26 protein-coding genes are annotated in these 26,698 nt (G+C 65.0%); 10 read left to right on the top strand and 16 right to left on the bottom strand.

Features of this window, described 5'->3' with window-relative positions:
- The first annotated feature begins 118 nt into the window (after positions 1 to 118).
- Positions 119 to 1,018 carry an acyltransferase gene (locus AAHB08_RS10190; RefSeq protein ID WP_265435079.1) on the top strand — a complete coding sequence of 300 codons (900 nt, stop codon included), beginning with the start codon at positions 119 to 121 and terminating at the stop codon, positions 1,016 to 1,018.
- Positions 1,019 to 1,027: 9 nt separating this feature from the next.
- A complete protein-coding gene (locus AAHB08_RS10185; RefSeq protein WP_342058853.1) occupies positions 1,028 to 1,975 on the top strand; it encodes an acyltransferase in 948 nt (315 codons plus the stop codon).
- Here the strand turns inward: AAHB08_RS10185 and AAHB08_RS10180 are convergent.
- Together AAHB08_RS10180 and AAHB08_RS10175 are read right to left on the bottom strand one after the other, a co-directional pair.
- Entirely contained in the window at positions 1,918 to 2,406 is a 489-nt protein-coding gene (locus tag AAHB08_RS10180; RefSeq protein WP_342058852.1) for a DUF523 domain-containing protein, read from the bottom strand. The two genes, AAHB08_RS10185 and AAHB08_RS10180, sit on opposite strands and share 58 nt — an antisense overlap.
- A gap of 77 nt (positions 2,407 to 2,483) precedes the next feature.
- Positions 2,484 to 3,134: an NUDIX hydrolase gene (locus tag AAHB08_RS10175; RefSeq protein WP_342058851.1), complete on the bottom strand. Its 651-nt coding sequence runs from the start codon at positions 3,132 to 3,134 to the stop codon at positions 2,484 to 2,486.
- Positions 3,135 to 3,208: 74 nt separating this feature from the next.
- Between AAHB08_RS10175 and AAHB08_RS10170 the strand changes: the two genes are divergently transcribed.
- From AAHB08_RS10170 to phnE, 5 genes are all read left to right on the top strand, one after another.
- Entirely contained in the window at positions 3,209 to 3,844 is a 636-nt protein-coding gene (locus AAHB08_RS10170) for a nicotinamidase (RefSeq protein ID WP_342058850.1), read from the top strand.
- Between the two features lie 101 nt (positions 3,845 to 3,945).
- Positions 3,946 to 5,124, top strand: coding sequence for a nicotinate phosphoribosyltransferase (pncB, locus tag AAHB08_RS10165; RefSeq protein WP_342058849.1), 1,179 nt, complete (start codon positions 3,946 to 3,948; stop codon positions 5,122 to 5,124).
- 123 nt (positions 5,125 to 5,247) lie between these two features.
- Positions 5,248 to 6,093 carry a putative selenate ABC transporter substrate-binding protein gene (locus tag AAHB08_RS10160; RefSeq protein WP_218329618.1) on the top strand — a complete coding sequence of 282 codons (846 nt, stop codon included), beginning with the start codon at positions 5,248 to 5,250 and terminating at the stop codon, positions 6,091 to 6,093.
- Entirely contained in the window at positions 6,090 to 6,851 is a 762-nt protein-coding gene (locus AAHB08_RS10155) for a phosphonate ABC transporter ATP-binding protein (protein ID WP_342058848.1), read from the top strand. Before AAHB08_RS10160 ends, AAHB08_RS10155 begins: the two co-directional genes overlap by 4 nt.
- On the top strand, positions 6,848 to 8,386 hold the full coding sequence (gene phnE, locus AAHB08_RS10150) for a phosphonate ABC transporter, permease protein PhnE (protein ID WP_446699523.1): 1,539 nt from the start codon (positions 6,848 to 6,850) through the stop codon (positions 8,384 to 8,386). Before AAHB08_RS10155 ends, phnE begins: the two co-directional genes overlap by 4 nt.
- Before the next feature lie 105 nt (positions 8,387 to 8,491).
- On the opposite strand, the gene AAHB08_RS10145 is transcribed toward phnE, so the two are convergent.
- From AAHB08_RS10145 to rph, 9 genes are all read right to left on the bottom strand, one after another.
- Entirely contained in the window at positions 8,492 to 9,100 is a 609-nt protein-coding gene (locus AAHB08_RS10145; protein WP_342058846.1) for a thiol:disulfide interchange protein DsbA/DsbL, read from the bottom strand.
- Between the two features lie 239 nt (positions 9,101 to 9,339).
- The gene (locus AAHB08_RS10140; protein WP_042654444.1) at positions 9,340 to 10,329 is read right to left on the bottom strand and encodes a serine/threonine protein kinase; all 990 of its coding nucleotides are present in this window, start codon (positions 10,327 to 10,329) and stop codon (positions 9,340 to 9,342) included.
- Positions 10,330 to 10,471: 142 nt separating this feature from the next.
- The gene (gene ccoG, locus AAHB08_RS10135) at positions 10,472 to 11,923 is read right to left on the bottom strand and encodes a cytochrome c oxidase accessory protein CcoG (RefSeq protein WP_342058845.1); all 1,452 of its coding nucleotides are present in this window, start codon (positions 11,921 to 11,923) and stop codon (positions 10,472 to 10,474) included.
- Between the two features lie 197 nt (positions 11,924 to 12,120).
- Positions 12,121 to 12,384 (bottom strand): YihD family protein, encoded by a 264-nt coding sequence (locus tag AAHB08_RS10130; protein WP_139438101.1) that lies wholly within the window; start codon positions 12,382 to 12,384, stop codon positions 12,121 to 12,123.
- Between the two features lie 30 nt (positions 12,385 to 12,414).
- On the bottom strand, positions 12,415 to 13,569 hold the full coding sequence (locus AAHB08_RS10125) for a GGDEF domain-containing protein (protein ID WP_162519267.1): 1,155 nt from the start codon (positions 13,567 to 13,569) through the stop codon (positions 12,415 to 12,417).
- A 161-nt stretch (positions 13,570 to 13,730) separates the two neighbouring features.
- A complete protein-coding gene (cueR, locus tag AAHB08_RS10120; RefSeq protein WP_005323722.1) occupies positions 13,731 to 14,120 on the bottom strand; it encodes a Cu(I)-responsive transcriptional regulator in 390 nt (129 codons plus the stop codon).
- Entirely contained in the window at positions 14,117 to 16,546 is a 2,430-nt protein-coding gene (locus AAHB08_RS10115; protein WP_342058844.1) for a heavy metal translocating P-type ATPase, read from the bottom strand. The genes cueR and AAHB08_RS10115 overlap by 4 nt, the downstream gene beginning before the upstream one ends.
- Before the next feature lie 154 nt (positions 16,547 to 16,700).
- A complete protein-coding gene (pyrE, locus tag AAHB08_RS10110) occupies positions 16,701 to 17,354 on the bottom strand; it encodes an orotate phosphoribosyltransferase (protein ID WP_042078213.1) in 654 nt (217 codons plus the stop codon).
- Positions 17,355 to 17,437: 83 nt separating this feature from the next.
- The gene (rph, locus tag AAHB08_RS10105; protein ID WP_025328763.1) at positions 17,438 to 18,154 is read right to left on the bottom strand and encodes a ribonuclease PH; all 717 of its coding nucleotides are present in this window, start codon (positions 18,152 to 18,154) and stop codon (positions 17,438 to 17,440) included.
- Between the two features lie 147 nt (positions 18,155 to 18,301).
- On the opposite strand from rph, the gene AAHB08_RS10100 reads away from it, so the two are divergent.
- Entirely contained in the window at positions 18,302 to 19,165 is an 864-nt protein-coding gene (locus tag AAHB08_RS10100; protein ID WP_342058843.1) for a YicC/YloC family endoribonuclease, read from the top strand.
- A gap of 179 nt (positions 19,166 to 19,344) precedes the next feature.
- Here the strand turns inward: AAHB08_RS10100 and AAHB08_RS10095 are convergent, their stop codons facing one another.
- The 3 genes from AAHB08_RS10095 to waaF all read right to left on the bottom strand — a co-directional run bounded on the left by AAHB08_RS10095 (position 19,345) and on the right by waaF (position 22,733).
- Positions 19,345 to 20,223 (bottom strand): DMT family transporter, encoded by an 879-nt coding sequence (locus AAHB08_RS10095; RefSeq protein WP_342058842.1) that lies wholly within the window; start codon positions 20,221 to 20,223, stop codon positions 19,345 to 19,347.
- 145 nt (positions 20,224 to 20,368) lie between these two features.
- Positions 20,369 to 21,634 carry a lipid IV(A) 3-deoxy-D-manno-octulosonic acid transferase gene (gene waaA, locus AAHB08_RS10090; RefSeq protein ID WP_342058841.1) on the bottom strand — a complete coding sequence of 422 codons (1,266 nt, stop codon included), beginning with the start codon at positions 21,632 to 21,634 and terminating at the stop codon, positions 20,369 to 20,371.
- 1 nt (position 21,635) lies between these two features.
- Positions 21,636 to 22,733, bottom strand: coding sequence for a lipopolysaccharide heptosyltransferase II (gene waaF / locus AAHB08_RS10085; RefSeq protein WP_342058840.1), 1,098 nt, complete (start codon positions 22,731 to 22,733; stop codon positions 21,636 to 21,638).
- 288 nt (positions 22,734 to 23,021) lie between these two features.
- On the opposite strand from waaF, the gene AAHB08_RS10080 reads away from it, so the two are divergent.
- Positions 23,022 to 23,810, top strand: a complete 789-nt coding sequence (locus tag AAHB08_RS10080; RefSeq protein WP_265437240.1) for a glycosyltransferase family 2 protein — start codon at positions 23,022 to 23,024, stop codon at positions 23,808 to 23,810.
- A 58-nt stretch (positions 23,811 to 23,868) separates the two neighbouring features.
- On the opposite strand, the gene AAHB08_RS10075 is transcribed toward AAHB08_RS10080, so the two are convergent.
- Entirely contained in the window at positions 23,869 to 24,912 is a 1,044-nt protein-coding gene (locus AAHB08_RS10075) for a glycosyltransferase family 9 protein (protein WP_202047699.1), read from the bottom strand.
- A gap of 223 nt (positions 24,913 to 25,135) precedes the next feature.
- On the opposite strand from AAHB08_RS10075, the gene coaD reads away from it, so the two are divergent.
- The gene (coaD, locus tag AAHB08_RS10070; RefSeq protein WP_139744767.1) at positions 25,136 to 25,618 is read left to right on the top strand and encodes a pantetheine-phosphate adenylyltransferase; all 483 of its coding nucleotides are present in this window, start codon (positions 25,136 to 25,138) and stop codon (positions 25,616 to 25,618) included.
- Between the two features lie 75 nt (positions 25,619 to 25,693).
- Here the strand turns inward: coaD and AAHB08_RS10065 are convergent, their stop codons facing one another.
- A complete protein-coding gene (locus tag AAHB08_RS10065) occupies positions 25,694 to 26,572 on the bottom strand; it encodes a VirK/YbjX family protein (RefSeq protein ID WP_342058839.1) in 879 nt (292 codons plus the stop codon).
- Between the last annotated feature and the right edge of the window lie 126 nt (positions 26,573 to 26,698).

The raw sequence follows: 26,698 nt of genomic DNA, 5'->3' as shown, positions 1-26,698 counted from the left end.
CGAGGAGATCCCGGCGTCAATGCGGTGCATTCATGGTCTAGCGCCGGATCGGCTGATATTATGGCCACAGATCTGACCACCTGGTTGCCACCCACAGACACGAAAACGGATCCGATTCATGCACAACAAGCTGATAGAGCGGCTGCGCGGCTGCCTCTCGACCCTGCTCTATTTCCTCAACACCCTCTTCTGGTTTGTCCCCATACTGCTGCTCGGCCTCGTCAAGCTGCTGCTGCCGCTCAAGGGCTGGCGCACCCTCTGCAACGCCCTGCTGGACGGCTGTGCCAGCTGCTGGATAGGTTTCAACAACCTGATCCAGAAAATCATCATCAGAACCCCTTTCGAGGTGGTCGGAGTGGACAAAGGGCGCCGGAATGAGTGGTATATGGTGGTTGCCAACCATCAATCCTGGGTCGACATACTGGTACTGCAGCGGATTTTCAATCAGAAAATTCCCTTCCTGAAGTTTTTCCTCAAGAAAGAACTGATTTGGGTACCTTTTCTCGGTCTGGCCTGGTGGGCGCTGGACTTCCCCTTCATGCGGCGATATTCACGCAGCTTGCTGGAAAAGAAGCCGCATCTGAAGGGAAAAGACATAGAAACGACGCGCAAGGCCTGTGCCAAGTTCCGCCACATTCCGGTGAGTGTGATGAACTTCGTGGAGGGCACCCGCTTCACCGCCCACAAGCACGACAAACAGGGCGCACCCTATCGCCACCTCCTGCACCCGAGGGCTGGCGGCATCGCCTTCACCCTGGCGGCCATGGGGGATCAACTGCACAAGCTGGTGGATGTGACCATCGCCTATCCGGGCGGCATCCCAAGCTACTGGGACTTCATGTGCGGCCGGGTCAAGGAGATCAAGGTTCGGGTCCGCTTTCTGCCGATCGAACGCAATCTGGTGGGGGATTACTTCAATGACCCCGAGTTCCAACAAGAGTTTCAACAGTGGCTGAACGGGATCTGGCGCGAGAAAGACCAGACCCTGGGTCAGCTGCTGGCGGACAAGACGCAGTAAACGACACCCATGCTAAGCCTGCTCCCCGGCCCCCTGGTGCTGCTCATCAGCGCCGGCCTGACCATATTGTTCACCGCCCTGTGCGCCAGCCTGATCCTGCTGGTCTCCCTAGGGAAATTGTTGTTGCCCATCCCGGTCTTCGGCCGTGCCTGCAGCCGGCTCAACAATGGCTTCATGAGGCTGTGGCTGGGTTGCAACGCCCTGGTGATCCGCCTCACCACCCGCATCGACTGGCAGCTCGAGGATGAGACCCGGCTGCGCAAGGATGGCTGGTACCTCATCATCAGCAACCACATGAGCTGGACCGACATAGTGGTGCTGGGCCATCTGTTCCGGGACAGACTGCCGGTGCCCAAGTTCTTCATGAAGCACGAGCTCATCTACATACCGCTGCTGGGGCTCGCCTGCTGGGGGCTGGACATGCCCTTTATGCGCCGCTACTCACGGGAGTTTCTGCTGCGCAACCCGCACCTGAGGGGCAAGGACATAGAGACCACCCGCCACGCCTGCGAGAAGTTTCGCCACATCCCCACCACAGTCATCAACTTCGTGGAGGGGACCCGCTTCACCGAGGCGAAGCGAGAGGCGACCCGTTCCCGCTACCGCCACCTGATGTCCCCCAAGGCGGCGGGGCTCGCCTTCACCCTGGCGGCCATGGGGGAGCAGTTCGACAGCCTGATCAACGTCACCATCCGCTACCCGGACAACAGCGAAACGCCGTTCAAGGACTTCCTGATGGGGCGGATGAAGCGCATTCAGGTGCGCATCGAGGAGTTGCCGGTGAATGAGGCGCTGGTGGGGGACTACTTCAACGACAAGCAGTTCAAGCGTGGTTTTCAGGCCTGGCTGAACCAGCGCTGGCAAGAGAAGGATGACGTTCTGGAAGAGTGGCAGCGAGCTCAGGAGCCCGCTGCGGTGGCCGCCAGGGAGAGGGCCGACGCCAGCTCGGGCAACTGATCCTCGCTGAACACCTGAATGCCGTGACGGCGCAGCAGGGCCGTGGTCTTGCCCTCTCCCGCCATGGAGACGCCTTCAAAGCGGCCGTTGTAGATGCGACCACTGCCGCAGGAGGGGCTCCCCTCCTTGAGCAGGGCAAAGCGAATGCCCTGTGCCTGGCAGAGTTGCAGCGCCAGCCGGGCGCCGTGATCGAACTCGGCCGTCACATCCAGCCCGCTTATCGTCACCACCAGCTCGCCCTGCCGCTCGGCGGGTGGACGGGGGGTCGGCAAGCCGCCCGCCACCTCAGGGCAGAACGCCAGCGCCCTCCCCTCGGCCCCCAGCGCCTTCAGCCAGTCGCTGACGATCCCCTTGCTCTGACCGTCGTAGCGTACCGGCTGGCCCAGCAGGCAGGCACTCACCAGCACCTTGTGCATTCCCGTCTCTCCCATGCTGTCACTCCCTGTGTGAGGGTGCCCGCGCACCAGACCCGCTATCGGGCGACAATCCGGCTTTCGCAGGCACCGGCTTATGCTTCCGCACCGTGCATCACCTGATCGAACATCACGCAGCAGGGATTCTCCAACCGGTAGAGAATGGCGGGCCTCTGCTTGCCGGTGCGCTTGCGGCCGGTATCCACCAGGATGTCGGCGCGATGGATCCGCTTGCGAAACGCCGCCGTGTTCATGGGGGTCTGCAGGACTATCTCGAACGCCCGCTGCACCTCGGAGAGGGTGAACTCGGCCCCCAGCAGTTGCAGCGGCAGTGTGCTGTAGCGGCTCTTGATGCGCAGCCGCTCCAGCCCCATGGCGACCAGCTGGCCGTGATCGAAGGCAAGATTCAGGTCGGGCAGGTCGGCAACCGGGTGCCAATGACCTCGCACGGCCTCCACTTTCGGCTCCACCAGACAGAGATAAACCAGGGTGGTGGACCAGCCACGGGGATCCCGTTCCAGATTGCCGAGGGTACAGACCTGCTCGCTGTAGCAATGACCCAGCCCCCACTCCCCCAGCAGGCGGTGACGGGCGGCATCCAGATCCCGATCCCGGGTCTCGTCGATGCGCAGGGCCGGCAACTGCCAGCAGTGGCTAAAGGGAGGGCGATCCCGGGTCTCGAGGAGCAGCTCGAGCCGCTCCTCGTGCAACCGCAGCACCACCATATCCAGACTCATTCTCGGCATCTCGGTCAACCTGCTCGCCTTCTAATAATGTTTGGTAGATAATATCACAAGAATATTATGTGCAGGAGCCACCCATGGGAACCATCGCCAGCCTGGATATAGATGCGCAGAAGGGATTTACTCCCCTCTGCCCGAACGAGCTGCCCGTCGCGGGCGGGGCTGACATAGTGGCCGCTCTCAACGCGCAGGCCGCCCTCGCCAGCCTGCGAATCGGCAGCAAGGACGCCCACCCAGCGAACGCCGCCTGGGTCGTGACAACCCCCGCCGCCATGCTGCAACCGCTGGACCTGCCCAACGCCGACCTCACCTGGCCGGCCCATTGCGTGCCGGGCACCCCGGGCTTCGAACTGCTCGATGGCCTGCCCGCCCCCATCGACTATGACTTCTTCGTCTGGAAGGGGGTCGAGCCAGACCTGCATCCCTATGGCGCCTGCTACCATGACCTGGCCGAGCGGCGCAGCACCGGGCTTATCGAATTCCTGCAAGCACGGGGGGTCAGCACAGTGCTGGTGGGGGGCCTCGCCACCGACTACTGCGTCAAGACCAGCGTGCTGCAGCTGCGCCGCGCCGGTTTCCGGGTGATCGTCCATCTCGATGCCTGCCGTGGCATAGCGCCCGAGACTGTGGCCCAGGCCCGCACCCGGATGACCGAGGCCGGCGCCGAACTGGCCCAGACCCTGGTCGATGTACAACGCCTGCTGGACGCCTGATATGTCACCCATTTTTTCCCGCCAATCCGATACCGGCGCCTGCAATCTACATATGTGGCAGGGGAGCGCCATCGTGCTCACCCGTCTGCGAGGAGCCTGATATGCCACCCATCCTCAACAGCCTGCTCGATACAGATGCCTACAAGCTGCACATGCAGCAGGCGGTGTTCCATCGTTACCCGGATGCCGAGGTGGTGGCCGAGTTCCACAGCCGCAACGAAGAGGATCTGTTGCCCATGATGGGCCAGATCGAGGAGCAGCTGCGCCTCGCCGGCTCCCTGCGGCTGACCAAGCCCGAGCTCGACTTCCTGGCCGAGCGTCCCTTCTTCACCGCCGATTACCTCGATCACCTGCGCCGCAAGCCGCTCGATGCCTCCCTGCTGCGGGTGTTCGAACAGGATGGTCGCATCAATGTGCGGGTCGAGGGCCCCTGGCAGGACGTGATCCTGTGGGAGATACCTGTGCTCGCCATCATCAGCGAGATGCGCAACCGCTTCCGCTATCCCCAGTTCGGGGTGAGCCAGGCGCTGGATCGGCTGGAGCAGAAGATCGACAAGCTGGAGCATGAGCTGAGCCCGGCGGAGATGCAGGATTTCAACCTCATCGACTTCGGCACCCGCCGCCGCTTCTCCCACGCGGTGCAGGATGCCGTGGTGGGCCGTCTCAAGGAGCGCCTGCCGGCATTCAAGGGCACCAGCAACTACCAGCTGGCCCAGAAATACCGGCTGCCGGCGGTGGGCACCCAGGCCCACGAATGGTTCCAGGCCCACCAGCAGCTCGGCTTCCCGCTGGAGCACAGCCAGCGCGCGGCCCTCACCAGCTGGCTGGATGAGTTCACCAACCACCTCGGCATCGCCCTGACCGACTGCATCACCATGGATGCCTTCCTGCGCGACTTCGACTTCGAGCTGGCCAGCCGCTACCAGGGCCTGCGCCACGACTCCGGCGATCCCGTGGTGTGGGGCGAGAAGGCCATCAGCCACTATCAGCGGCTCGGCATAGACCCCAGAGACAAGACGCTGGTGTTCTCCGACGGCCTCAACCTCGACAAGGCGGTGCAGCTGTTCCGCCACTTCCGCGGCCGCATCAACACCAGCTTCGGCATCGGCACCAAGCTCACCTGCGATCTGCCCGGCGTCAGCCCGATGAACATCGTCTTCAAGCTGATGGAGTGCAACGGTGGCCCGGTCGCCAAGATCTCCGACAGCCCGGGCAAGACCCTGTGCCGGGATGCGGACTTCATCCGCAACCTCAAGCAGGCGTTTCACATCGGGGTGTAAGGTAGCTTTTTAGGGGCAGCGCCTTGTGCATCACGCCGCCGGCGCCCTACCATGATTCACTTGCCAGGTCCGACAGTTGTCGGGCCTTTCTCTTGCCCGAACGACAGACCACAAGGAACTGCCATGACACGTAAATGGATGTTTGCCCTCACCACCCTGCTCGCCAGCCTGGGCGCCACCGCCGCCGAGCCGCTGCGCGTCTCCGCCATTCCGGACGAGGCTCCCACCGAGCTGCAGCGCAAGTTTGCCCCGCTGGGTGACTACCTGGCCGAGCAGACCGGCCGCGAGGTGGTGTTCGTGCCGGTCAACGACTACGCCGCCGTGGTGGAGGCGCTGGCCTCCGGCAAGCTCGACATGGCCTGGCTCGGGGGCTTCACCTACGTGCAGGCCCATCGCCGGGCCGACAAGGTAGTACCGCTGGTACAGCGTCAGGAAGATGCCCAGTTCACCTCCAAGTTCATCGCCAACGCGGACAGTGGCATCAAGACCCTGGCCGACACCAAGGGCAAGGACTTCGCGTTCGGTTCCCCCTCCTCCACCTCGGGCCACCTGATGCCGCGCCACTTCCTGGCCGAGCAAGGCATAGTGCCGGAGCGTGACTTCGCCCACGTCGCCTTCTCCGGCGCCCACGACGCCACCGTCGCCTGGGTCGCCTCCGGCAAGGTGCCGGCCGGTGCGCTCAACGCCTCGGTGTGGGACAAGCTGGTGGAAGAGGGCAAGGTCGATACCGCCAAGGTGAAGGTGATCTGGACCACGCCGACCTATTTTGACTACAACTGGACGGTGCGCGGCGACCTGGACCCGGCGCTGCAGGAGAAGATCAAGCAGGCCTTCCTCAAGCTGGATCCCGCCGTCCCGGCCCAGGCCGAGATACTCAAGCTGCAACGAGCCAGCCGCTTCATCGAGACCAAGCCAGAGAACTACCTGGGCATCGAAGCCGCCGCGACCCAGGCCGGCCTGCTGAAGTGATCGCCGTCGCCTTGACAGGGGAAGGACTGCGGCTCGGCCAGAGCCGCATCCTGCACCCGTTCAGCCTGCGGCTGGAGGCGGGTGAATGCGTCGCCATCATAGGGCCGAGCGGAGCGGGCAAGACCAGCCTGCTGCGCCTGCTCGGCACCGAGCTGCGCGGGGAGGGCAGCCTCAGCCTCTGGGGGCAGGATCCCTGGGCGCTCTCCAGCCACGCCCGCCAACGGCTGCGCAGCCGGATCGGCATGGTCTGGCAGCAACCGCCCCTGCCCGCCTCCCAGCCGGTGCTGACCGCCGTGCTGGCCGGGCGGCTCGGCCAGTGGTCCCTCGGCCGCGCCCTGCTCTCGCTGCTGCGCCCCTGCGACCCCGATGGGGCCAGGGCCGAGCTGGCCCGCCTCGGCCTCGCCGACAAGTGGCAGCAGCGCTGCGGCGAGCTCTCCGGCGGCCAGTTGCAGCGGGTCGGCATAGCCCGGGTGCTCTATCAGCAGCCGGAGCTGATCCTGGCCGATGAGCCTGTCTCCGCCCTCGACCCCGTGCTCGCCCGCAGCAGCCTGGACGCCCTGCTGGCCCAGGCCCGCGCCCGGGGCAGCACGCTCATCGCCAACCTGCATGCGGTCGAGCTGGCGCTCGAGCGCTTCCCCCGCATCATAGGCCTGCGCGAGGGACGGGTGCAGTTCGACTGCTCCGCCCAGGCGGTCACCCCGGCCATGCTGAGCGCGCTCTACGCCGGCGACGACGAGGTGGATGCGTGCCTGGGCTGACGGATCGCTGGCGCCATCCCCTGCCCTGGCTGCTGGCGCTGATCGGCTTCAGCCTGTGGCAGCATGCCGAGGGCTGGCTCGGACTGTTCGACGGCCAGAGCTGGCGGCAGATGGGCAACTTCCTCGCCACCAGCTGGCCACCCCGCATGGATCAGGACTTTCTCGGCCTGACCCTGAGCGCTGCCCTGGAGAGCCTGGCGGTCGCCACCCTGGGGCTGGCCGGTGCCCTGCTGCTCGGCGTCCCGTTCGCCCTGCTCGGCTCCCGCGCCCTGTCGCTGGCCGAGCTGGGCCCCATTCCCAGCCCGCTGCGCGGCGCCTTGCGGGTCCTCAGCCGGCTGATCGCCATCCTGCTGCGCAGCCTGCCCGAGCTCATCTGGGCGCTGCTGTTCGTGCGGCTGTCCGGGCTCGGGCCCCTAGCCGCCATCCTGGCCATCGCCGTCAGCTACGGCGGCATGCTGGCCAAGGTCTACAACGAGATCATGGAGAGCGGTGCCCTGCAACCGGCCCGCGCCCTGCTGCTCGGCGGCAGCGGCCGCCTGCAGGCGCTCTGGTACGGCGTGCTGCCCGCGGTACGCCAGGAACTGCTCTCCTACACCGTCTATCGCTGGGAGTGCGCCCTGCGCGCCTCCGTCATCATGGGCTTCGTCGGCGCCGGCGGGCTCGGCCAGCAGCTCGAACTCTCCCTGCGCATGTTTGCCGGCGGCGAGGTGGTGACCCTGCTGCTGGCCTTTATCCTGCTGGTGACCCTGGCCGACGGCCTCAGCGCCTGGCTGCGCCACAGCCGCTCCCCCGGCCTGCAACTGCTGGCCTGCCTGGGGCTGGCCGGCGCCTTGGCGTTCCACCAGCTCGACTGGCGCATGCTGAGCTTCTCCTTCGGCGGAGTGGGGCAGTTTGTCGGCGAGTTTCTGCAGCCGGACTGGTCTACGCCCTTCCTGCTGACGGTGGGCACCGGCCTGCTCGATACGGTGCAGATGGCGCTGCTGAGCACCTTGCTGAGCGCCCTGCTGGCCCTGCCGCTGGCCTGCCTCGCCCGTCACTGCTGGCCGCTGCGGCTGCTGTTCAACCTGCTGCGCTCCGTGCCCGAGCTCATCTTCGCCAGCCTGCTGGTGATCGCGGTCGGGTTGGGGCCGGTGGCGGGCATACTGGCGCTGGCGCTGCACACCACAGGGGTGCTGGCGCGGCTGTTCGTGGAAACGCTGGAGAATGCGGATCAGGCCCCCCGCCTCGCCCTGCAGCTGAGCGGCGCCGGTCGCATCGCCAGCTTCTGGTACGGCCTGTTCCCGCTGGTGGCGCGCCAGTGGCTGGCCTACAGCCTCTATCGCGGCGAGATGAACCTGCGCGCCGCCACCATCCTCGGGGTGGTGGGCGCCGGCGGCTTGGGGCAGCAGCTCTATGTGTCCCTGAGCCTGTTCCGTTACGATCAGGCGGCCACCCTGATCCTGGCCATATTGCTGCTGGTCTGGCTGGCGGAGGCCGTCAGCCGCCGCACCCGGCTGCCGCGGCCGGCGCCGTCCCAGCGGGACTGCCAGATCTGAATCCGGATCGATCCGCCCCGTCGGTCTTGCCCGCCGAGATGGCCGTAAAAAACAAAAAGCCCGCCGGTTCGCACCGGCGGGCTTTTTTCATGAGGTCAGGCGGGATCAGTCTTTCTTGGCCAGCAGGAACTTCACCAGCTGGTTGAACTGCTCCTGGGAGGTGATGGATTCAATCTTCACCATGTACTTGCCGTTGACCAGGAAGGCCGGCACACCGCGGATGTTGTAGCTCTCGGTGTTGCGATCGAACTGGGAGACCATGCCGGAGACCGCGAAGCTGTCGACGGCACCGTCGAACTCTTCGGCCGGTACGCCGTTGTCCACGAAGATCTGCTTCACGTCAGCACGGCTCTGCGGCATCTGACGCTGGGTATGGATCTTGTCGAAGATGGCCGGGGTCAGCTTGCCTTCCACGTTCAGCAGGTTGGCGACCGCATAGGCACGCTGCATCTCGGGACCCATCTCGCGACCCAGGAAGGCCACCGGGTTCTTCTTCATCGGCACGCCTTCCGGCAGGTTCTTCTTCAGATCCTCGGCAATCGGCTCGAACTTGGCGCAGTGCGGGCAGAAGTAGGAGAAGAACTCCAGCACTTCCGGTTGGGCGCTGCCGGTCTGGGTAACCACGTCATAGTTGACGCCTTCCTTGAATTCCGGGGCGGCGTGAACCATGGGGATCATCAGCATGGCAGCGAGGAAAAATAGTACTTTTTTCATGACGTTTCCTGTTAAGGGATCACTGTGAGGCACGCCCGGCGAACCGAAGCAGTCCAAGCCTATTGCGTCACCCTCTTGCCGTCAATGCCCAAGGCGAGCCAGGCAGGATCGCCAGCGGGCACGAGGACCCGCAAACGGCATCACCACCCCGGCGTCAGTGACAGCGGCGGCGCTTGCAGGGCGGCAAGCCGATCGTGCTCAGGGATGGCGATCTGCAAACAGCATCCCCATCCCTGGCATCACCATCCCGGCGTCAGCGACAGCGGCGGCGCCTGCAGGGCGGCGAGCTGGTCATGCAAGGTCGCGATCTGCTGGTGCCAGTAGTGGTCGGTGCCAAACCAGGGGAAGTGGCGCGGAAACGCTGGATCTTCCCAGCGCCGGGCCAGCCAGGCCATGTAGTGAACGATGCGCATGGCCCGCAGTGGCTCGATCAGCGCCAGCTCCCGCGGGTCGAACTCCATGAACTCCTCGTAGCCGGCCAGCAGGGTATCGAGCTGGATCAGCTGCTCGTTGCGATCCCCGGACAGCAGCATCCACAGATCCTGGATGGCGGGGCCGGTGCGGCAGTCATCGAGATCGACGAACATGGGGCCGTCACGCCACAGTATGTTGCCGGGGTGGCAATCCCCGTGCAGGGAGATCTGGGCCACGTCCAGGGTCATGGCGTCGCAGACATGCCGGATCAGCTCGTCGAGCACCCCGAAGAACTGCTTGGCCAGCCCGCTCGGCACCCACTCACCGGCCGCCAGCAGCTGACGCGGCTCGTGCAGCATGCTCTCCACATCCAACCGGACGCGGTGATGGAAGGGGCGGCTGGCGCCGATCCGGTGGATGCGGCCGAGATAGCGCCCCACCCACTCCAACTGCTCCAGGTTGTCCACCTCGAACTGACGGCCCCCCACGCTCTGCCAGATGGCGAAGGGGTAGCCCTGATGCTCCAGCAGAGTCTCACCGGCGAAGGCGAGCGGCGCCGCCACCGGGATCTCCGCCTCGTTGAGGCGGGCGGAGAAGCCGTGCTCCTCCAGGATCTGGGCCCGGCTCCAGCGGCCGGGACGATAGAACTTCACCACGAAGCGGCGGCGATCCTCATCCTGGAACTGGTAGACCCGGTTCTCATAGCTGTTGAGCTCGATGAGGCCGGAATCGATGCGCAGGCCGCTGAGATCGATCGCATCCATGATGAGATCGGGATTGAGGTCGGAATAGTTGAAACGCATGTCATCCACCATGAGAAAGGGGCGCTGTTGCGCCCCATTCTATCCGAGATGGCGGATGAATACCGCCCTCGGCACCGGTCGATAAGCCGGCCGGCTTGCCCCTGGGCAGGGAGCGGCCGCCATGGCGGACCCACTCCGCTCATGGCCAAGGCCGTCACAGCCGGCTGATAAACTTGCTGGCCTGGCGCAGGGTGCCCTTGCTGTCGCCCTCTGCCACCCCTTCCCGCTTCAGCACGAACTGGATGTCCAGGGTCGGCCGCTTCAGGTTGAAGGGGTCCACCGCCAGGCTCACCGGCAGGGTGAAGATTTCCCCTGGTTTGAGAGTCACCTCGCGCGGGCCGAACCACTGGTGCTCCGGCAGCCCTTCCACATCCAGCTGATAGGTCTGGGGCTGCAGGGTCTTGTTGAGGATCTTGAGGGTATAGGTGTTCTCAATCAGCCCCTCGCTGTTCTCGCGGAACAGCTGGTTGCGATCCCGCAGTATGTCGAGTCCCATCGGCATGATGGACATGGCGTTGTAGACGAACACCCCCAGCATGATGACCATCACCAGGCCATAGCCGAGCAACTTGGGCCGCGCCACCTGGGTGACGTTGTGGGCCAGCTTGTGCTCGGTGGTGTAGCTGATGAGGCCGGGCGCATAGCCCATCCGATCCATGGTCTGATCGCAGGCGTCGACGCAGGCGCCACAGTTGATGCACTCGTACTGCAGACCGTCGCGGATGTCGATGCCGGTCGGACAGACCTGCACGCAGAGGTCGCAGTCGATGCAGTCCCCCAGCCCCAGCGCCTTGGGATCGGCCTTGCGGCCACGGGCGCCACGGGTCTCGCCGCGCTTGGTGTCGTAGCCGACTATGTAGGTGTCCTTGTCGAACATGGCGGACTGGAAGCGGGCATAGGGACACATGTGGATGCACATGATGGCGCGCATCCAGCCGGCGTTGCCGTAGGTACAGGCGGCGAAGAAGATCACCCAGAAGATGACCCAGCCGCTCGCCTGCAGGGTGAAGAAGTCAGGCACCAGCTGGAACACATCCTGGAAGTAGGCGACGAAGGTGAGGCCGGTGCCCAGGGACAGCAGGATCCAGGCCAGGTGCTTAGCGCCCTTGCGGGCCAGCTTCTCGCCACTCCAGGGGGCGGCATCCAGCTTGCGGCGCTTGTTGGCGGCGCCTTCCAGCTTCTCCTCGAACCAGATGAACATGAAGGTCCACACCGTCTGGGGGCAGAGATAGCCGCACCAGACCCGGCCGAGGAAGGTGGTGACGAAGAAGAGGGCGAAGGCGGCGATCATGAAGACCCAGGCCAGCAGGGTCAGATCCTGCGGCCAGATGGTGGCGCCAAAGATGTGGAACTGCTGATGCTCCAGATCGAACAGCACCGCCTGGCGGCCGTCGTAACGCAGCAGGGGCAGGGTGACGAAGAGGGCGACGAAGAACCAGCCCATGGCCTTGCGCACCCGCTGCCAGTAGCCGGTCTGGGACCTGACGTAGATGCGGTTGCCGGGATTGAACCTGTCATCGCCCGCCTTGAACGTGTGGGGATTGAAGGTCCCGGTTACGTTCTTGTCGGTCACATCCTTGATATCGATCTTGTCCTGGTCGGCCATTGCAGCACATAGCTCCACTCATATTGTTATGAAGCCGATTATATCTTAAACAGCCTGCTAATTGTGTGGGTTAAATGTATCTATAGTTCGAGTGCCGTCGCAATTTCAGGCAACAAAAAAGGCCCATAGCCAGTTGACTATGGACCTTTTTGGAGATTCTCTTGAAACCTTCCTCTTCCGGCAACCCGGCGGCCGGGTTACTTGATGCCGCGGGCCTTGAGCAGGGCTTCCTTGAAGTCAGGAACATGATCCTTGGCCAGGCCCGGGATCATCGCCTGCTTGTCGGATTCGCGCATCTTGAGGTGGTAGATCAGCATGTCGTCGGTCAGCTCGGACAGGGCGCCCTCATAGCCGGCCTCCGCCGCCAGTTTGGCGATGAATTGCACCAGGCTGAGATCCTGATCCTTGATCCAGGCGGGCTGCAGCAGCTCCAGCAGCTCTTCGATACGATGACATTGCATAGACGACCTCTTTAATCTGTCATGTGAAACTCAGGCAACCTTACCCATCAAGGCTACTTCGATACGATCACGGCCATTATGCTTGGCCTGATAGAGGGCCGCATCCGCTTTTTGGATGAGCTCGGCGATGGAGTGGTGCTGATCCGGTACCAGGGTCGCCACCCCGAAGCTACAGCTGACCCGGCCGGATACCCGGGACTTGTGGTGGGGAATGCCAAGGGTGCGCAGGGCCGTGCGCACCTGCTCGGCGATCTGCATGGCCCCCTGCAAGGTGGTGCAGGGCAGCAGCAGGGCGAACTCCTCCCCGCCGTAGCGGGCGGCCAGATCGTCCTCCCGCCGCAACACCTCGGCCAGCAGGCTCGCCACCTGCTGCAGGCACTGGTCCCCCAGCTGATGGCCATAGTGATCGTTGAACTGCTTGAAGTAGTCCACATCCACCAGCACCAGGGAGAGGGGTGCCCTGGCCCGGTGACAGCGGCGCCAGGCCCGTGCCAGGGTGTCATCCAGGTGGGCCCGGTTGGCGATGCCGGTCAGGCCGTCCAGGCGGGAGGTGAGCTTGAGATGCTCGGAGACCGCCTTGAGTTCGGCCACCAGTTCGGCGTTGGAAAAACTGTGGTAGAGGGAGGCCACCTGATCCCGGCGCAACCGGCGCAGCAGGGTCGGCAGAAACACGAACAGGTAACCCGCCAGCATGCAGGAGACGATCCGCTCCTGCTCGTTGCCGCCGCTGAGCTCGAACAGCATGGCAAACCCGAGGGGCAGCACGGCACCGTAGAGGGTGCGGCGACTGCCGAACAGCATGATGGCGCTGCCGGTGAGGATCAGGCTGGTGAGCATCAACATGGCGGCGCGGTAGGTGTCCGGCAGCCTGTCCATGTAGAGCAGCACGCCGAGGGCCCAGATGATGGAGGTGATGGTCACCCCGATGAAGAGCTCCCGCTCCAGCACCGGCAGCGGCAGCTCTGCCAGCCGGGGCTGACGCCAGCGCAGGTGCCACCAGCGTCCCAGCAGCAACAGGAAGACCAGGCCAAGCCAGCCGAGCGCCTCCCTGGCGGGCAGGTAGTCGTGGAACAACAGGCTCCAGCTGATCGCCAGCAGCGCCAGACAAGGCAGGCTGAAGGAGGCGTGGGTATAGAGCTGGACCATGATGGCCCGCCGCACCTGGTGATTCACACTCTGGGTCAACTGGGTACTCCCTGTACAAGAGCCGCACAGTCTAACACTCCCTTTTCCTGCTCAACAATCAATCGCCCGCTATTAAGCAGCCACTCAGCCCCTGGCTCGTCGCGCCACGCAGGCAGGATCCCGGGACACTCCAGCCTGCTCGCGCTCGCCCGGCAACACCCTCAACCCTTCTCGAGCTCGTCGAGTATGGGGCACTGGGGATTCGCGTCCCCGTGGCAGCACCCCACCACCTCCTCCAGGGAACTGAGCATGGCCTGCAGGCCGGCGATGCGGGCCCGCAGATCGACGATCTTCTCCTGCGCCAGCTTCTTCACTTGGGCGCTGGTCCTGTGCTCGTCCCGGTAGAGCGCCAGCAGCTCCTGACACTCCTCCAGGTTGAAGCCGGTCTCCCGCGCCCGCTTGACGAAGCGCAGCTCCCGCAGGGCGCCGTCTGTGTAGCTGCGATAGCCGTTGTCACTGCGCACCGGCGCCGAGATGAGGCCGATGCTCTCGTAGTAGCGGATGGTCTTGGCGGACAGCCCAGTGGCCTTGGCAACCTTGCTGATGTTCATGGATGACTCCTTCTCGATTCAGATTGGCGCTGGCTGCCCGCCCTGGGCTGCCAGCGTTTCAGTAACAGGGAATTGCTCAATACCGTGATGCTGCTCAGGGCCATGGCCGCCCCCGCCAGCTCGGGGCTGAGGTAGCCCAGCGCCGCCAGCGGAATGCCGATGATGTTGAACACGAAGGCCCAGAACAGGTTCTGCTGTATGGTGCGCCAGGTGGCCGCCGAGATGTCGATGGCATCGGCCACCAGGCGAGGGTCAGATCGCATGAGCGTGATGGAGGCGGTTTCCATGGCGACATCCGAGCCTGAGCCCATGGCGATCCCCACGTCCGCCGCCGCCAGTGCCGGGGCGTCGTTCACCCCGTCCCCCACCATGGCCACCAGGCCCTGGGTGCGGGCGCGCAACGCCTCTACTTTTTCCACCTTGCCGGCGGGCAGCACGGAGTCGAAGGCGCCGTCCAGCCCCAGCTTGGCGGCAATGTGGGCCACGGGTGCCGGCGCGTCGCCGCTCACCAGCCAGCTGGCGATGCCGCGCTGACGCAGGGTAGCGATGGCCTCGGGGCTCTCGGGCCTCAGGGTATCGGCCAGGGCGGCGATCGCCACCGCCACGCCGTCGATGGCGACCCAGACCCGGGTCGCGCCGTCGGCGGGTTGTTCATCCTGTTGTGGTGGTTCAATACCGAGCTGGGCCAGCAAAGAGCCATTGCCGATGGCCACCGAATGGCCGGCCACCTTGCCGAGGATGCCGGCACCGACCCGCACCTCCACGGCTTCCGGCTGGGGCAGCGCGACCTCCTTGCCGACCGCCTCGCGCATCGCCAGCGCCAGCGGGTGTTCGCTCGCCTGTTGCAGGGCGGCGGCGAGGCGCAACTGTTCGTCGCTGCCGCTCCAGCTCGCCAGCACGGGCCTGCCCTGGGTGAGGGTGCCGGTCTTGTCAAAAATCAGCGCCTTGATGGCGTGGGCCTTCTGCAGGGTATCCACGTCCTTGATCAGAATGCCATGGCGGGCCGCCACCCCGGTGCCGGTGACGATGGCGGCCGGGGTCGCCAAGCCGAGGGCGCAGGGGCAGGCGATCACCAGCACGGCGACGGCGGCCAGCAGCGCCTGACCGAAGTCGTTGCTGTAGGCATACCAGGCCAGCAGGGTGAACAGGGCGATGGCCATGACCACGGGTACGAAGATGGCGGAGACCCTGTCCACCAGCTGCTGCAGCGGCGCCTTGCCCATCTGGGCACGCTCCACCAGGGTGATGATCTTGCTGAGGCTGGAGTCTTCCCCCACGGTCGTGGCCTCGATCTCCAGCACACCGGAGCGGTTGATGGCGCCACCCAGCACGGCATCTCCCAGCGCACGCGGCACAGGCAGGCTCTCACCGGTGAGAATGGATTCATCCAGCTCGCTCTCACCGCTCAGGATCTTGCCGTCCACCGGCACCCGCTCCCCCACCAGCACCCGCAGCCTGTCGCCACGCAGCACCTCGTCGATGGCGACGCTCTGCCAGGCCTCGCCGCGCCAGACGGTGGCGGTGTCCGGCCGCAGCGCCATCAGCTCGCGAATGGCGGACTGGGTGCTGCGGCGGGCTCTCGCCTCCAGCAGTTTTCCCAACGAAATGAGCGTGATGATGATGGCGCTCGCCTCGAAATAGAGCTGGCCGCTGGCGGCCATCCCCAGCGTCAGCAGCAGATAGAGGCTGTAGAAGTAGGCGGCGCTGGTGCCGGTCGCCACCAGCACATCCATATTGGCAGCCCTGTTGCGCAATGCGAGCCAGGCGCCGCGATAGAAGCGGGCACCGATCCAGAACTGCACCGGGGTGGCGAGCACCAGCTCCAGCCAGGCGGGCAGATGCCAGGGCAGCAGGCCGGCCATGGCGACCATGCCCACCAGCAGCGGCAGGGTCAGCAGGGCCGAGATGACGACCTGATTCAGCGCATGACGGGCGGCGGCAGCTTCCTGTTCCTCACGCGCCTGCAACTGTTGGCGGCGAGCACTGGCAGAGCCCTGTGCCAGCTGGGCACCGAAGCCAAGGGCTTCTATATGCTCACGCAACGAGGCAGGGGTCTGCATCCCCGGCACCAGCTCGATGCGGGCCTGCTCGAGGGAAAAATTCACCTCGGCCGAGAGCACGCCGGGCAAGGCAGTCAGCATCTTGTTGAGACGCGCCGAACAACCCGCGCAGGTCATGCCGCTGATCTGGAAGGAGATCGTCTCATGGCCATAGCCATAGCCCTGCCCTGTGATGCTGTCGAGGACCTCGGGCAGACGAGCCGGGTCACCGAGTTCGATGGCCGCCTGCTCCAATGCGAAGTTGACGGTAGCCGTCACCCCGTCGAGCTGGTTGAGGGCGGTGCTGATACGGCTGGCACAGTTGGCGCAGCTCATGCCGCTGAGCGGCAACTGCAGATGGATGGGATCTTGAGTCTGGGTAGTCATGTTGTTCCTCCTCGGAACTCATCGGCCAAACTGGCTGCCGATGACCAAACCCTAACCTTTACTGTAAGGGTAAGCTCAAGCCACCACACTCACTTTTTCAAAAAAAATGGCGCCACCCCGAGCCAGGGCGACGCCATGATGGCAGGAGAGGTCGTCAGATGCCGTACTGGGCGCGATAGGCCTTCATGGCCGCCAGCTGGGAGGCCAGCTCGGGCTGCTCGGCCTGCTTCTCTTCCAGATACTGGATCAGGTCGCTCATCTGGATGATGGCGATGATGTGGGCGCCGTAGTCACGCTCCACTTCCTGGATGGCAGAGAGCTCGCCCTTGCCCTTCTCCTGGCGATCCAGGGCGATCAGCACCCCGGCCAGGGAGGCGCCGTTGGCTTGGATCAGATCCATGGATTCGCGGATGGCGGTCCCGGCGGTGATGACGTCGTCCACCAGCATGATGCGCCCCTTGAGCGGGCTGCCCACCAGATTGCCGCCCTCGCCGTGATCCTTGGCCTCCTTGCGGTTGAAGCACCAGGGCACGTCCACGTCGTGCTGCTCCACCAGTTGCACCGCAGTGGCGGAGGCGATGGGGATCCCCTTGTAGGCCGGACCAAACAGCACGTCGAATTCGATGCCGGCATCCATCAGGGCGGCGGCATAGAAGCGGCCGAGGCGGGCCAGATCGCGGCCGCTGTTGAACAGGCCGGCGTTGAAGAAGTAGGGGCTCTTGCGGCCGGATTTCAGGGTGAACTCACCGAATTTGAGAACCTGTTTCTCCAGGGCGAACTCGATAAATTGACGCTGGTAGGCTTTCATTCTGGCTCCTTGCTTGGCTTGTCGTTGACTGGTGTGGGGGTATAAAAAAACGCGGTCAATGCCGCGTTTTTCAAATCAGAAATTCAAGAGAGCGCCTGCTTCTGCAGCGCTATGATGTCGTCGATGCCGCCCTTGGCCAGCGCCAGCATCGCCAGCAGCTCCTCGTGGGTGAAGGGCTCGGCCTCGGCGGTGCCCTGCACCTCTATGATGCGGCCGTCTTCGGTCATCACCACGTTCATGTCGGTCTCGGCGGCGGAGTCTTCCACATACTCCAGATCGCAGATGGCTTCGCCCTGATACATGCCGACGGAGACCGCCGCTATCATCTGCTTGAGCGGGCTCTGCTTGAGCATGCCCTTCTCGACCATCCAGTTCAGCGCGTCCACCAGGGCCACGCAGGCGCCCGTGATGGCGGCGGTGCGGGTGCCGCCGTCGGCCTGCAACACGTCACAGTCTACCGTGATGGAGTGCTCGCCCAGCGCGGTCAGGTCCACCGCGGCGCGCAGAGAGCGGGCGATCAGTCGGGAGATTTCCAGGGTGCGACCGCTCTGCTTGCCGGCGGCCGCCTCGCGGTTCATGCGCGAATGGGTGGAGCGCGGCAGCATGCCGTACTCGGCGGTGACCCAGCCCTGACCCTTGCCTTTCAGGAAGCGCGGCACGCTGGTGTCGACGCTGGCGGTGCACAGCACGCGGGTGTGGCCGAACTCCACCAGCACAGATCCTTCCGCATGCTTGGTGAAGTTGCGGGTGATGGTAACCGGGCGCACTTGCGCGGCACTGCGATCGCTGGGACGGGACATGGGACTGACCTCTGGGCTGGCTCAAATTGGCGGGGGATTATAAGTGATCCCGCCCCAAATATCAGCCGCTAAAACCACGGCATCGGCTGACGGGGCAAGCCTGGCTGAGTATACTGGCCGCACACTTCATCAAGCCCGGAACAATCAATGATTCACAGCATGACCGCCTACGCCCGCAAGGAATTCAAGGGCGACTGGGGCACAGCCGTTTGGGAAATTCGTTCGGTCAACCAGCGCTATCTGGAAACCTATATCCGCCTGCCGGAGCAACTGCGCAGCCTGGAGCCGGTGCTGCGTGAGCGTTTCCGTGCCAAGCTGCAGCGCGGCAAGGTGGAGTGCAACCTGAGGTTCGAGGCAGCGCAAGCCGCCGCCAGCCAGCTCCATATCAATGAAGAGCTGGCCAGGCTCATCATCGACAGCGCCAACTGGGTAATGAAAGAGGCGGGCCAGGGCCAGCTCAACCCGGTGGACGTGCTGCGCTGGCCGGGTGTCATGGCCGCCGCCGAGCAGGACATGGACGCGGTCGCCACCGAGCTGCTCGGCGGTTTCGATCTGACCATGGAAGAGTTCCTCGCCTCCCGCGCCAGCGAAGGGGCCAACCTCAAGGCACTGATCCAGCAGCGCCTGGACGGCATCCAGGTGGAGGTGAAGAAGGTGCGCGAGCACCTGCCGCAGATCATCGAGTGGCAACGCCAGAAGCTCACCGATCGCCTGGCCGAGGCCAAGGTCGAGCTGGATCCCGCCCGCATCGAGCAGGAGATCGTGCTGCTGGCCCAGAAGATCGACGTGGCCGAAGAGCTGGATCGTCTGGAGATGCACATCGGCGAGACCATCAAGATCATGAAGAAGGGGGGCGCCTGCGGCCGTCGTCTCGACTTCATGATGCAGGAGTTCAACCGCGAGTCGAACACCCTGGGTTCAAAGTCCATCAACGCCGAAGTGACCCAGTCCGCCGTCGAGTTGAAGGTCCTCATCGAACAGATGCGCGAGCAAATTCAAAACATCGAGTGATCCCTCTCACCGATGCACCAGCCCCCGCCACCCGGGGGCTTTTTTATGTCATATCCCCAGTGTGATCAACGGCATGGCTTATGGCGACGCCAGCCCGGCCCTCGCCATCAAGCAGAGAGGGTCTGCCATTCAGACCCTCTCGTTTTTCCGAACCATGCACGCTCGTCGCCGGTTCAGGCTCAGAGCGGTGACTTCAGCTTGCGGCTGCGCAGCAGCAGGGGGAGCTGGTAGAGCACCAGGGCACCTAGCACCAGGCCGGCACCGACCAGCTTGGCGCCGCCCAGCGGCTCGTCATAGAAGAGGGTGCTCAGGATAAGGGTCCAGACCGGTTCCAGCAGCATCAGCAGGGCGGCGTGGGCCGTGGTCATCCGGCTCAGGGCGTGGGTGAGCAGCCAGTAACGCAGGGTGGTGGCGATCAGGACGCTGGCGGCAAACCAGCCCCAGATGCCAGAGCTGATGTCGGCGGGCCATTGCTCGGTCAGCAGGGAGAGAAGGGTGCCGAGCAGCCCTGTCATCGCCAGCTGGATGCAGGTGAGCCAGGTGGGGGGAATGGACTGGGCGAAGTGGCGGTGCACCGCGAGCTGGACCCCCAGGGTGGCAGCAGCAGCCAGGAACCAGAACAGGGAGAGCGACACGCCCCAGTGGGTGCTGCTGGAGAGCAGCAGCAGGCCGGCCACGGCGACGGGCAGGGTCAGCCAGTAGTGGCGGCCGGGTCTGGCCTTGAACGCTGCCCAGGCGGCGAGCGGCGCCATCAGGGTGGCCACGCTCATGATGAAGGCGCCGCTCCCCAGCGCATCGCTCTGGCTGATGGCGGTGACCCAGAACAGCAGGCTGGCCCCGAGCAGGGTGCCGCATCCGGCGGCGCGCAGCAGCTGCGAACGGCTGGGGGGCGGCTCGCGCAGCCAGGCCAGTGGCAACAGCAGCAGGGCGGCCAGCAGGAAACGGCTGCCGATAAAGGCGGCGGTGGGCAGTTCGCGAATAGCTTCTTTCGAGAAGAGCCAGCCAGCGGCGGCCAGCAGGGTGACCAGTATCATCAGCAGCAGGGGAGCGCGGTTCATCGGGGCATCACAGGGTCAGGGCAAAGGGCAGAGCATAAAGGAAAGCAGGCCGGATTGCCTGCGGCGTTTGCCCCTGCCCCGGGAGGAGGCGGGACGACGGGAGAGTGCAGGATAAGGCACGGGGTGGCCACCAGGGCCACCCGCGCTAGTCGTTTTCCAGCGCGGCGAGGCAGTGGGACAGGGTGCGCGCCAGCGCCCCCTGGTTGCGCAGCACCACGGCACGGGCCTGCTCCCCCATCTGGCGGCGGGCGCCCACATCGCCGAGCAGCGCATTCACCTTGTCGCCCAGGGCATCGGCATCCGCCACCACGGCGGCCCCCCCCTGAGCCACCAGCTGGCGGGTGATGTCGCTGAAATTGAAGTAGGCGGGGCCGGTCAGACAGGGTTTGCCGAGCGCCGCCGGCTCCAGCAGGTTGTGACCACCAATCTTCACCAGGCTGCCGCCGACGAAGGCCAGATCGGCGGCCGCCAGCATCAGCGGCAACTCGCCCATGGTGTCCCCCAGGTAGATTTTGTCGCTCTCGCCGACCGCACTGCCCGCCGTGCGCCGCACACAGCCGTAGGGGGCGCACAGTTCGGCCACCCGGGCAAAGCGCTCGGGGTGGCGCGGCACCAGAATAAGCAAGGCAGACGGATGTACCTTGAGCACCCGATCGAAGGCGGCCAGCACCTGCTCGTCTTCCCCCTGATGGGTGCTGGCGGCGATCCAGACCGGCCGCGCCTGTCCAAGCTGCTGGCGCAGGGCGCGGCCCCTGGCCTGCACCTCATCGCCAAACTGGATGTCGAACTTGATGGAGCCGGTCACCGCCAGCCGCTCGCGGCCGATCCCCAGACGATGGAAGCGATCCGCGTCGTCCTGGTGCTGGCACAGCAGGTGAGTCAGCGGGCGACTGAGGGCATCGAAGGCGCCCTGGAAGCGGGCATAGCGCTGGCAGGATCGCTCGGAGAGCCGGGCATTGAGTATGGTCACCGGCAAGTTGCGCGCCTCGCAGGCCGCCAGCCAGTTCGGCCACAGCTCTGTCTCCATCACCCAGAGGGCGCGGGGCTTGAAGGTGGCCAGAAATGCCGAGACGGCCCAGGGGTAGTCCAGGGGCGCATAGCGATGCACCACCAGATCCCCGAGCCTAGCCGCCTGCTCGGCGCCGGTGCGGGTGGTGGTGGTGAGCAGTATGGGCAAGGAGGGCTGCTCCGCCTTGAGGGCGCGGATGAAGGGGCTGATGGCCAGCGTCTCCCCCACGCTCACCGCATGGATCCAGAGCGGCGCCTCCTGCCCGGTGGCAGGTGCCCGCCCCAGGTGCTCGGCCCAGCGCTTGCCGAAGCCGGGCTTGCCTTTTTTGGGCTTGTAGAGCGCCAGCAGCGCCAGCGGCAGGCCCAGGTGGATAAGCAGGTTGTAAAGCAGCCGATAGATCATGCTACTGGCCTTCGGCGCCGGTCGCGGGGCCCGCCACCGGCTGCAGCGCGATCACCAGATCTTCCGACTCGCTGCGTTCCAGCCGTTTGCCCGCCTCGATGACCTGCTCCGGCATCAGCTCGATCAGGCACTTGAGGTGGCCGAACTTGCAGGTGCGCTTGAAGCAGGGGCGGCATTCGATGTCGGTGTGCACTATCTCCACCCTGTCCGCCAGGGGCGGCGTGTAGAGCGGCGAGGTGGAGCCGTAGACGCCGATCAGCGGCCGGTTGAGGGCGGCGGCGACGTGCATCAGCCCCGAATCGTTGGCGATGACCCGACCGGCCAGGGCCATCAGATCGATCGCCTCGTGCAGGCTGGTCTTGCCCGCCAGCACGTGGCAGTTGGGGCGGGACAGGGGGTTGATCCGGTCCCGTATGGTGTTCGCCACCTCCACATCCTTGCCGGAGCCGAAGATCCACACCTGCCAGCCTTCATCCAGATGCTTCTGGGCCACCACGGCGTAGTGCCCCTCGGGCCAGCGCTTGGCCGGGCCGAACTCGGCCCCGGGGCAGAGCACCAGCACGGGGCGGGCGCGATTCAGGCCGAGCCGCTCCAGCGCCTTGCCCTGGTTGACGAGATCCACGTGCAGGGACGGATGGGGAATGGACGGAATGTCGCTCCGGCTCTTCATCTGCGCCTTGGGGTAGGCCAGCGCCAGATAGGCCTCCACCATCAGCGGGAAGGCCTGCTTGTTGCTGCGCATGTCGTTGAGCAGGCCGAAGCGGTGCTCCCCCTTCCAGCCGGTACGCACCGGGATCCTGGCAAACCAGGGGATGAGCGCCGACTTCATGGAGTTGGGCTGGATGATCGCCTGATCATACCGCTCGGCGGCCAGCTGCTTGCCGAGCCGGCGGCGGGCCCCCAGCTTGAAGTCACCGTGGCCGAGCGGCATGGGGATGGCCTTGTCCACCTCGGGCATCCGCTCAAGCAGGGCCACGCACCAGGCCGGCGCCATCACATGCAGCTCGCTGCCCGGGTGGTTGGCCTTGAGTGCCTTGTAGAGGCTCTGGGACATCACCATGTCGCCGACCCAGGAGGGGCCGATCACCAATATCTTCATCGCGCGTCTTCTCTCGGGACTGGCCCGGCAGTTAATCGTTACTGGGCGAGATTATGCCCCAAGAAAGGCCGAAGAAATAACAGAAGATACCTGCCTGATGCGCAAGAGGCCTTAAAGACCGCGCTGCGGGAAGTGGATACTCCCTCTTGTCAGCACCGGCGCCCTGTCCCCCATCGAAAGCGGCTCGACATGGCCTGCGGCCCCATGCCCCGGCCGGGGTTTTAGGCTAGAATGGGCGCCAATCCGAGCATGACCCGCCCGCCGGGCGCCAACAAGAGTCCAGAACCCGTGAAAAAACCGACCCTGGCGGCCGTCCTGATCGTCAAGAACGAAGCCGACAACCTGCGCGCCTGCCTCGCCTCCCTCGATGGCCTGGTGGACGAAATCGTCATCCTGGACTCCGGCAGTCAGGATGAGACCCCCGCCATCGCCGCCGAATTCGGCGCCCGTTTCTTCGTCAACACGGCCTGGCCTGGCTTCGGTCGCCAGCGCCGCCTCGCCCAGTCCCATGTCCAGTCGGAGTGGGTGCTGTGGCTGGATGCGGACGAGCGGCTCACCCCCGAACTCAGGGAGGCCATCAAGGGGGTCATGGCCAATCCGGCCGGCGACACCATCTACTCCATCCCCCGCCTCTCCTGGGTGTTCGGCCGCTTCATCCGCCACAGCGGCTGGTACCCGGATCGGGTGCTGCGCCTCTACCCCAGAGCGCTGACCGGCTACAACGAGGCCCTGGTGCACGAGAAGGTGGAGGTGCGCGCCAACATGAAGATCGTCAACCTGCACGGCGACCTGCTGCACTTCACCTACCGGGATCTGGAGCACTATCTGGTGAAATCCGCCGGCTACGCCAGGGCCTGGGCCGATCAGCGCACCGCTCGCGGCAAGAAGGGCTCCCTCGGCCAGGGACTGGTGCACGCCATCGGCTGCTTCCTCAAGATGTACCTGCTCAAGGCCGGCTTCCTCGATGGCAAGCAGGGACTGCTGCTGGCCATCCTCTCCGCCCACTCCACCTTCGCGAAGTACGCGGACCTCTGGATCCGCCAGCAACCCCAGGCACCGGACCAGGCACCCAAGTAAGCCGGCATGGCGACACCCCCATGACGAGACAGGGCCCCGAGGGGCCCTGTCTGCATTCTCAGCGCTCTGCCCGCCAGAACGGCGGAGCCCAGCGGGCGATCGCCGCCGCCATGGTCTTGGGATCGAGCTGGCTCATGTCTTCCGGGTGATCGCTGTCTTCCGGCGGACTGAAGGCCAGATGACGCCCCTCGCTGTTGAGCGGACGCCAGCGCAGCGGCGTGGCGGATCGATGTGCCGGGAAGAAGCCGATGGTCGGCACGTCCAGCGCCGCAGCTATGTGCAGCGGCCCCGTGCTGCCAGCCACGAACAGGGCGGCATTGGCCATCACCTGGCAGAACTTCGGCAGCCCCTCGTCGGAGCGGTAGATCCAGCCGTTGCCGCCGTGGGCCAGCAGCTCGGCCGCCAGCTGCTCCGCCTTGCTCTCCTCTCCGGGCCCCGCCGTCAGCACGCACTGCAATTCCGGGCAGGCCTGGTTGAGCTTGATGATGAGGCGCGAGTACTGCTCGATGGAGAGGTTGTTGGCCGAGCCGCCGCTGCCGGCGTGCACCATCAGCCAGGGGCGGCTCGCATCCAGCCTCAACCGGCTGGCGACCTGCTCGCGCACCTGTTGCAGGCTCTCGGGATCGAAGCTGAGGTAGGGCCCCTGGGGCTCCACCACGCTCAGTTGCTGGTCGGCCAGGAAGCGGCGCACCAGATCCAGGTTGTACTCGTACTCCGGCTTCTGGGAGCGGGAACGGCGCTGCACCAGCCGCTGGTTGTAGAGCACCTGGGCCAGCTTGGTGGCCGGGGCCAGCCGGTAGGGAATGTGCGCCTTCCACACCAGCTTGGCGTTACGGGTGTTGGAGAAGAGGCAGATGGAGGCATCGAAGGCGGCCGCCTTGATGCGGGCCAGCAAGGCCCGTTGCTGTTCCTTGTCGGCCCGGGCACCCGGATCCAGGATGATCTCGTCGATCCAGGGGCAGAGGCGGGCCAGCGGCGCCGTGTAGGCGGGAACCAGGGCAGTCACATGACACTCCATGGAGCGCTTGAGCATGGCAAAACTCGGCCAGGCCAGCATGAAGTCACCAATCTTGTCATTGCGTACTACCAGAATGCGTTTCATAAAAAATCCCTTTGCTCCCTGTCACCAATGCAGGGAGGCTTGATGCGCGGTGCGGCTATTCTTGCCTGATGCCGGGCTATTCTCAAGCGAAGACGCCGAGGGGCGCTGATTTGGGCGATCCAACCTGGGGCGTCGCGCCAGAAATCCGCGCCATCCCGGTCGCGACAAACCACCAACAGACCCTATAATGCGACCAATTTTCCCGGTTGCAGGAATCAGCAGCATGACCAACAAGGTAATCTATCCCGGCACCTTCGACCCCATCACCAACGGCCACACCGACCTGATTGGCCGGGCCGCCAGGCTGTTTGACGAGGTGGTGGTCGGGGTCGCCAACAGCCCGAGCAAGCGGCCGCTGTTCGATCTGGCGGAGCGCGTCCTGCTGGCCCAGCAGGTGACCGCCCATCTGCCCAATGTCAAGGTGGTGGGCTTCTCCGGTCTGCTGGTGGATTTTGCCAGGGAGCAGCAGGCCAACGTGCTGATCCGCGGCCTGCGCGCCGTCTCCGACTTCGAGTACGAATTCCAGCTGGCCAACATGAACCGCCGCCTGATGCCGGAGCTGGAGAGCGTCTTCCTCACCCCGGCGGAAGAGAACTCCTTCATCTCCTCTACCCTGGTGAAGGAAGTCGCCCTGCACGGCGGCGACATCCACCAGTTCGTCGATCCCCTGGTGGCCCAGGCCATCGCAGCCAAACAGGGCAAGTGACAACGCAAACAGGCTACCCCAGGGTAGCCTGTTTGTCGGGGCAGTTGACGCTGCCCCTGTCTCCCACCCCTGCCATCAGTCCGGCGCGCGGTTCAGCACCTGCTGACAGTTGAGCGCCAGCTCGTCCAGCCAGGCGTAGCGACGCCGGTACATGGCCCGCTTCCTGGCGGCCACCTCCTCCAGCGGCTTGCGCACCACGGGCTGCAACCGCACGAAGTTGGCATCCTGATCCAGGGCTCCGAACTCCTGCCACAGCTCGTCATAATCCGCCTGCAGGCAGGCTTTTTTCTTCTTGCTGTAGCGTCTGGCCTGGAAGATGTGCGCCTTCATCCGCACGGCCGAGACACGGCTTGCCCCCATGGCTCCGGCCAGCGCCATCACCAGCATCACCACCAGCGACTTGGGTCTCAGGCCATGGCCCGCCTTGGTCAGGGCTCGTACCTGCTCCTGGGGCTGCTCGACACCGGGCGCGGGCCCCTGCACCGAGCCTATCACCAGCGCCAGCTCGTGCTCGCTGCCCGCCAGCGAGAAGGCGCAGCTGTAGAGCCGCTCCCCCTGCTCGTTGACGATGGAGAGGGCCAGCTCGGCCTCCCGGCGGAAGGTGCCGTCGTGGCGCAGCACCAGGCGACAGCCTCCCTCGGGGTAGCGGCCGAGTTCGATCCCCTCCCCCAGATAGAGCGGGTCGATCAGGTCGGGATAACGGGCCAGCAGCAGCCGGTAGTGATCCTCCACCATCCTGACTCGCTGGTTCACGGTCGAGCAGGCGAAGCGATAGGGGCGCATCGGCTTGTCGAGCAGCTCGGGATAGTGGGCGGGCAGGGCCCTCAGGGGTTCTGTCTGAAACAGCTCGAACACCCGGTTCAACTGCGGCCGGTAGAGCAGACTGCGCAGCACGAACTTGCCGCGATTGAAGGTCTTGCGGGCGCTGTCATCGGGATAAAGGAAGCGGGCCATTTTCTGGGCGCAATAGTGCCCCTGCCGGGATAAATGATCCCAGTCTATTGATTCTGCTGTCATTTTATTATCTCTTCTGCGTGTACAGCGAGATACTAGTCAGCGACAGCCGGGGCTTCAACAGAC

The sequence above is a fragment of the Aeromonas sp. OTU364 genome (assembly GCF_038440395.1).
Lineage (GTDB): Bacteria > Pseudomonadota > Gammaproteobacteria > Enterobacterales > Aeromonadaceae > Aeromonas.
Note: the sequence above shows the minus strand (reverse complement) of the source record. Positions and strands in the feature narration are given on the sequence as shown.